Source organism: Anabaena cylindrica UHCC 0172, assembly GCF_034931625.1.
Lineage (GTDB): Bacteria > Cyanobacteriota > Cyanobacteriia > Cyanobacteriales > Nostocaceae > Anabaena > Anabaena cylindrica_A.
In genome coordinates this window covers 35788-42127 of the sequence record NZ_JAYGGY010000029.1, presented here as the reverse complement: position 1 = coordinate 42127, position 6340 = coordinate 35788, and the positions used below count along the sequence as shown (strand labels likewise).

6 protein-coding genes are annotated in these 6340 nt (G+C 39.7%); all 6 read right to left on the bottom strand.

What is annotated here, in order from left to right; genetic code table 11:
• Positions 1-90: 90 nt before the first annotated feature.
• Complete coding sequence (locus VB713_RS09950) at positions 91-2112, bottom strand: cation:proton antiporter (protein ID WP_323311400.1); 2022 nt, start codon at positions 2110-2112, stop codon at positions 91-93.
• A gap of 155 nt (positions 2113-2267) precedes the next feature.
• Complete coding sequence (dxs, locus tag VB713_RS09945) at positions 2268-4175, bottom strand: 1-deoxy-D-xylulose-5-phosphate synthase (RefSeq protein ID WP_323311399.1); 1908 nt, start codon at positions 4173-4175, stop codon at positions 2268-2270.
• A 256-nt stretch (positions 4176-4431) separates the two neighbouring features.
• Positions 4432-5106 (bottom strand): S-layer homology domain-containing protein, encoded by a 675-nt coding sequence (locus VB713_RS09940; protein ID WP_323311398.1) that lies wholly within the window; start codon positions 5104-5106, stop codon positions 4432-4434.
• 150 nt (positions 5107-5256) lie between these two features.
• Positions 5257-5514, bottom strand: a complete 258-nt coding sequence (locus VB713_RS09935; protein ID WP_323311397.1) for a hypothetical protein — start codon at positions 5512-5514, stop codon at positions 5257-5259.
• Between the two features lie 32 nt (positions 5515-5546).
• Positions 5547-5855 carry a HigA family addiction module antitoxin gene (locus VB713_RS09930; RefSeq protein WP_323311396.1) on the bottom strand — a complete coding sequence of 103 codons (309 nt, stop codon included), beginning with the start codon at positions 5853-5855 and terminating at the stop codon, positions 5547-5549.
• An 11-nt stretch (positions 5856-5866) separates the two neighbouring features.
• Complete coding sequence (locus VB713_RS09925; protein ID WP_323311395.1) at positions 5867-6148, bottom strand: type II toxin-antitoxin system RelE/ParE family toxin; 282 nt, start codon at positions 6146-6148, stop codon at positions 5867-5869.
• Between the last annotated feature and the right edge of the window lie 192 nt (positions 6149-6340).

The window sequence follows — 6340 nt, the reverse complement described above, 5'->3', positions numbered from 1 at the left end:
TAATTGGTAATTGGTAATTGGTAATTGGTAATTGGTAATTGGTGATTGGTGATTGAGAAAACGCTTCCCCTGCCCCCTGCCCCCTGCATCTTACTGGGGTAAGTAGGCAATCATCATAGCAACTTGAGGGTGATTGCGGGCGATCGCTTCGGGGACATGACCAAGTAGTGAAAATATCTGGGTTTTTTGCGACACAGAACCATTTAACAATAATAAATCATTTGTTTTTAGTAACCGTGACACTTCTTTAACAAAATTACCCTTGACTTTTTTAATTGGTGTATCCGCTGGTATTCCTGCCTCAGTAAAATCAATATCTACTCCTTTTGTGGTGACGACTTCTAATAGTTGTAACGATGCTTTGAGTTCTACAGCCAGATTTTGGGCTAATTTGATACTTTCCCTAAAGGAACTAGCATTGGCTTGTTGGCTGGTGAAAGCTAGAAATACTCTTGATGTATGCTCAATAGGTAAGGGAAAGCGAGTTACCAAAACAGGTATAGAACTACGTTGTACGATTTTATCAATTACGCCGCCAAATAAGTTTTCTTGGTAAGTAGAGTAGCCTTTCCAACCGCAGACTATCACACTTGCTTGTTTTTCTACTGCTACCCGTGCAATGCCTTTGTCAATTGATTCATCAATTCTACCAATGGGTGTAACACTTGTGACTGATGCATGAGCAATCATTTCTGCGGTGGAAAGTAACTGATTTTGTCTGGCTTTAGCATCTGGAGAAATTGGTTCACCTTCCTCGATGATGATATGTAGAGGTAGAAGTGTACCTGCGGCTGATTTAGCTAAGAGGATTGCTAACTTTAACAAGTTATCTTCAGTATTTGGGTTAGCAACAGGAACTAAAACGCGATCGCCTAAACTTCCACCTTCCTGCTTTTGGGGAGTAACATTTTGTATCCTGATTTTTTGTCCCCATTTTGCTGTCACCCAAGGGGAAGCAATGCAGGTAACTAAAATCATAGCGATCGTACCATTCACCGTTAATTGATCAACCAATTTGATATTGTACGCAACGGTAATTGCTGCCAGAGTAGAAGCTGCTTGCGCTACAGATAGCCCAAACATGACCATAATATTGTCGAAGTTATATCCAAATAACTTACCTGCACCCCACGCAGGGATATATTTAGCGACTATAGCCACTGTCACCATTACACCTGAGACGACAAGCGATCGCGGTTCTTGAATCAAAATACCTGGATTCACCAACATTCCCACAGAAATCAGGAAAAATGGTACAAACAGAGTATTGCCAATAAATTGAATCCGATTCATCAAGGGACTAAGCTGGGGAATCAATTGGGTAATGGCAACTCCCGCTAAAAAAGCACCAATAATCGGCTCAATTTGGACTACTTCTGCGCCATAAGATACTACAAACAGGGTAGCGAGAACGAAGGTAAATTCTGCCCCTTCATCATGTCCAAATTTGCGAAAAAACCATTTTCCTAGACGGGGAACACCCCAGAGTGTCAGGAAGGTATAGATGATTAGTGAAGGGATGAGAAATAACCAAAACTGTAAAGTTAAATTTCCTTGATGCGCTCTGACTACCACAGCTAATACTAACAGTGCCAGGATATTAGTGATCAGAGTACCACCGAGAGTAGTAGTCAAAACGGGCGATCGCATAATTCCCAGTTTACTCACCACCGGTAACGCCAGCAGAGTATGGGAAGCAAAACAAGAAGCAACCAGAATAGCAGGTAAAAAACCGTAACCTATTGCCAACATCGCCCCTGTTCCCAATACCATAGGTACAGCAAAGGTGGCTAATCCAAAGATTAATGCCTTATCTGCGTTATATTTCATGTCATCCAGACTGGTTTCCAAACCTGCCATAAACATGAGAAACAACAACCCAACTGTACCTAAAAGGACAATAGTGTTATCTCGTGCTAAAAGTCCCAAACCATTCGGCCCAACAATCACCCCTGCTAAAATTAACCCCACAATCCCCGGTAGCCGCATTTTTTCAAACAGCAGCGGGGCAATGAGCATAATGCCCAAAATCGTCAAAAATACTGGTACGGGTTCTTTAATGGGCGTAGCTACTATCGCAGGAAACAAAAGAGCGAACACGTCTATAATCATAGATATTTCTTAGCTAGTACGTTGGCACTCCACTAAAATATCTAGTAGTTTCTCAAAACACAAATGCCTATGGTAACTATTTTTAGATATATTTTGAACAAAACCTTCAAAAATTCATTCCCATACAGAGTATGGGAACGAGAGAAAAAAGAAACCTATTTCACAGCAGCTAATTCTTTCTGAAAGAAAGCTTGTAAAACAGTTTCTGCGATTTGCCGACTACTTAAACCTAACGCCGCAAAAGATTGATCAGGTGTCGCATGATCTACCAAAATATCTGGTACACCAATCCGCTTCACAGGAACCAAAACATCAGCATCCATTAAAGCTTCAGCTACAGCAGAACCAAAGCCACCCATTAAACAACCTTCTTCTAAAGTGACAACCCGGCCGATTTGTTTAGCCAAAGGTAAAATCAACTCAGTATCCAAAGGCTTAACAAAACGGGCATTAATCACAGTGGCTTCAATACCGTGTTCACTGAGAATTTCTGCCGCTTGCATACTTGGGTAAACCATTGTGCCGTAACCAAGGATTAACACATCGTCACCTTGACGGAGAATTTCCCCTTTACCGATTTCCAAAGGTTCCCAACCTTCTTCCATTAACGGTACACCGTGGCCATTACCACGAGGGAAGCGCATAGAAATTGGACCACTGGTGTGGTTAATGCCTGTCACCACCATCCGTTGTAATTCTGCTTCATCTTTAGGGGCCATCACCACCATATTCGGAATACATCGCAGATACGCAATGTCATACATACCTTGGTGAGTCGGCCCATCAGCACCAACAATTCCAGCCCTATCTAAACAGAAAAATACAGGTAGGTTTTGAATGCAAACATCGTGAATGATTTGGTCGTAAGCGCGTTGTAAGAAGGTGGAATAGATAGCTGCAACAGGACGCATTCCTTCACAGGCTAAACCCGCCGCTAAGGTGATAGCGTGTTGTTCGGCAATACCAACATCAATATATTGATTAGGCAATTTAGCTTGTAGTTTGTCTAAACCCGTACCTGTAGCCATTGCTGCTGTAATACCGACGATTTTCGGGTTTTGTTCAGCAAGTTTGACTAAAGTGTGAGAAAAGACTTTAGCATAAGCAGGAGGTTTGGGTTTATTGGAAGGAATAGCCTTACCAGTAGATACATTGAAGGGGTTTTGGGCGTGATAGCCTACTTGGTCTTTTTCAGCAATTTCATAGCCTTTGCCTTTAGTTGTCACTACATGAACCAAAACAGGGCCTGTCATTTGATGTGCCTGTTGGAAAGTAGCAATTAATTCTTCTAAATTATGTCCATCAACTGGCCCCATGTAAGTAAAGCCCAGTTCTTCAAAAACTGCACCGACTTTAGGAACCGCCAAACGCTTCATCCCTTCTTTGATGCGATCTAGTTCTGGCGAAAGCGACTCACCAACAAAAGGAATGTGTTTAACTTGTTCCTCAAAATTATCTTTGATAAATTGCACCGGTGGGCTAAGGCGCATTTTGTTAAGATAACGGGGAATTGCACCGACATTGGGAGAAATGGACATCTCGTTGTCGTTGAGAACTACCAGCAGGTTGGTTTTGGGTAAGTGTCCCGCATGGTTGATAGCTTCTAAAGCCATACCACCAGTTAAAGCACCATCTCCAATCACCGCTACAGACTTAAATTTTTCCCCTTTTAAGTCACGGGCTAAAGCCATGCCTAAGGCAGCTGAGATACTGGTAGAAGCGTGTCCTGCCCCAAAGTGGTCAAATTTGTTTTCACAACGCTTGAGATAGCCAGCAACTCCGTCTTTTTGTCTGAGGGTATGGAAGTCACTGTAACGACCGGTGAGTAGTTTGTGGGGATAAGCTTGGTGGCCTACATCCCAAATGACTTTATCCCGATCTAAATCCAGCGTCTGGTAAAGCGCTAGGGTTAATTCTACAACTCCCAAACCGGGACCTAAATGCCCTCCAGTTGCGGCAACGGTTTGTAAGTGTTTATCTCGAATTTGATGGGCAATTTGTTGTAATTGTCGAATCGACAAACCGTGCAACTGGTTAGGATGGGTGATTTCACTCAGATGCATATTATAGGATTTCCCTCTCTAAACTCTATTTTTGGCATTCTTTTGATTTTCTCACCTCAGGTGGCGACAAGAATCCTACTGTTACCAATGTTGTTGTTGTAGTATAACTTTTGTTAACAATACATTGTTGGAACAGGGCTATGGATCAGATTTTTGTTTGAATACAAGATTTCCGATGTCGTACTCTCATAGTCACTTGTCTTGTAAGTAACTAAAAATGCTTGTATTTTATGGTATTTTCTACCTTGACAAAAAATTATGGTTGTTGGGGAATGCCGGGAACTACCGGAGTTTCTGGTTGTTTCTGTTGACGTTGCAAATATTTACTTAAGACGTAAGCCAGATCGCCACGGGTCATGGGACTTAATGGGTTAATCTTACCTTGGGGATCTATATTAATTAAATCTTCGCTGATAACGGTTGCGATCGCTCTTCTAGCCCAATTAGGTATAGATGCTGCATCTGGATATGGTGTCAAAATTTCGTTGACGGTTGGCTCAGAAAACTGAAAAACTCCATAAGCTTGGGCAAAAATCGCTAAACCTTCCGCTCTTGTTACCCTTTGGTTTGGGAAAAACATATTGCCCCGATAACCTTTCATGATATCAGTTTTCAGCACTGTCTGAATATCCTTATATGCCCAATAAGAACTAGGTACATCTGGCACAAATATGGGTTTTTCTTGTTTTGCAGCTTGTCGTTTATCTAAATAAAAAGCTTTAACTAAAACTCCTGCTAATTCTGCACGACTAATTAATCTTTCTGGATAAAATTCTCCGTCGGGAAAGTTATCCATTAATTTTGTTTCCAGCACTTTCTGAATATAATCTGATTTGATTACAGGAATATTTTCTTGTGCTTGTGTCAGTTCAATTAATGGAAAGCTTTGTATTAATACAATCAAAGAAATTGTCCCTAGCAAATACTTCATATTTATCACCCTTTCAAATCTGCTTATTTTGGAGAACAATTACACTAGACGAGCAGTTATGTTGATTTGTTGCTATTGATTCATAATTATTTTAATTACTTGTATTAGTTAGTCTAATACCGTTGTATAGCAATCCTATTTGATTTATGTTCACGTAGTGTGCTGGAGGCATCCTGGATTTTCTGATTCTAAGCTAATTACACCTATTAGGCTTTGTGTCCAGGGGTCAAGTTCAGATAAACCTTCTAGGGTATGTTGAGGAGGAATAGAAAATAGTGTTTCTTGTTGAATTGATGCTAGTAAGGTTTGTACAAGAGTCCAGCGTTCTTTGATTGGTAATTCTAATACCTGTTCTTGCAATTCTTGTAATTTAATCATTACTTTGCGGTTAACTTTATCATTCGCCATTATAACAGATAAGAAGATATAACGTATTTATGTTAATCTGTCACCATTAGAGAATAAGGAATAATTTGATTTAAAATTTCTCCTAAACTTCTTTTTGCCTCCATTATTTCATAAGCATTTTGCAATCTTAAAAAATAACCATCTGAAAGTCTAAAATAGCGACAAAGGCGCAAATCTATATCTGCTGTCATTTTAAGTTTACCTGTAATAATTCCTTGAATAGTAGAATAAGTTAAACCTAAGTTAACAGCTAATGTATTTTCACTGATGTCTAATTCTTCTAAAAATTCATATTTTAAAATTTCACCAGCATGGGGATTATGTAGTAAGTTGTTTTCCATGACTTTTTCTCCTAATGGTAATCCACTATTTCTACATTATAAGCATTTCCATTTTCCCAAATGAAACAGATCCGCCATTGCTTTGTAATACGGATACTGTATTCTCCCATTCTATCTCCAGAAAGGGCTTCTAAGCGATTTCCTGGCGGGATAAGCAAGTCATCTAAATTAGCTGATGCTTCCAACTGTCGCAATTTGCGTAATGCTCGTTCTTGGATATCTACTGGTAATTTTCTTGAACTTACGCCCTGCCATATTTTTTCGGTTTCTTTACAACTAAAGGAAACAATCATTATTTTTAATTATTTATTGTCATTAATCCTGCGTTACGCTATTATTGATTATTCTTGGGTTTCCTTGCATCAACCCAACCTACTAAAATACTAGAACGTTAAAAAAATACCGTTCACAACTCAAATAGGATTGCTATGTCATCTCTAATTTACATGATACCTGGTGATGGTAAAATGATATATACTATATAT